Annotated in this window: 1 protein-coding gene; it reads right to left on the reverse strand. The window is 26.4% G+C overall.

From position 1 onward, the window contains the following. Positions 1-87: 87 nt before the first annotated feature. Positions 88-765, reverse strand: a complete 678-nt coding sequence (locus H9660_RS16115; protein ID WP_191751385.1) for a uracil-DNA glycosylase — start codon at positions 763-765, stop codon at positions 88-90. Positions 766-1,164 lie beyond the last annotated feature (399 nt).

A 1,164-nucleotide genomic window follows, 5' to 3' on the forward strand; every position in this document is an offset into this window, starting at 1 on the left:
TAAACTTTTAAAGTTTGGGATTTATTTTTTTGCAAAAAAGGAGCTGTGCACTAATTCTTTAGTGCGACAGCCCCTTTTTATGTTTCATTAAATGTTTTCTATTTGCCAATTTATAGGAGTTTTATTAATTGATTTTAAAAAATCATTAGTTTTTGAGAATGGCTTACTACCAAAAAAACCTCTAAATGCAGAAAGGGGACTTGGATGTGGAGAAGTAATTATAAAATGTTTTCTATTAGTTATTAATTTCTTTTTGGATATTGAAGGATTTCCCCAAAGTATAAAGACTATTGGATCCTCTCTATCATTAAGTAAAGATATAATTTTATCTGTGAAATGTTCCCATCCCATATTTCTGTGAGAGTTTGCTTCATGAGCTCTAACAGTTAAAACTGTGTTTAAAAGTAGGACTCCTTGTTTTGCCCAACTTTCTAAATAACCGTTGTTTGGAATATAACATCCTAGGTCATCATGTAGCTCTTTATAAATATTAACTAAAGAAGGGGGAACTTTAATGCCCTTATTAACGGAAAATGATAATCCATGCGCCTGATTTGGACCATGATATGGGTCTTGGCCAAGTATAACTACTTTTACATCCTTATAAGAAGTAAATTTTAAAGCGTTAAAAATATCATTCATATGAGGATATATAGTTTTAGTTCTATATTCATGTATTAAAAATTTTCGTAGGTTTTGATAATATTCCTTTTCAAATTCTGATTGCAATAAATCTTGCCAATCATTATCTAGTATCTTTTTCAAAAAATCACCTCAAATTAATATTTTTTATTTATAAAACTATTTTTAACCAAAAACATATATTTAATAATAATATATTTAATGAATTTAGGCAAAAACGCTACCTAGAATATCTATATAAGCAATTTAGATAAAAATAAAGAAAATAAAAGAAAAATACAAATATTTATGAATAAAATAATGATTTATATGCATAATAAATTTTAAAAGATGATAATATGTAACTCGTTCCTTACGAAACAAGTTTTCTTAGAAACACAAAATAAATTTAAAAATAGATTTTAAAAATGTGTTGACAAGAAAATTTATAAATGATAAGATAAGGAAGTCGCTTGAGGGCGACGAAGAAAATGGTCTTTGAAAATTGAACAGAATATAAGTTAAGTAAAATAAACCAGCAAT

This window comes from Clostridium gallinarum, assembly GCF_014836325.1.
Classification (GTDB): domain Bacteria; phylum Bacillota; class Clostridia; order Clostridiales; family Clostridiaceae; genus Clostridium; species Clostridium gallinarum.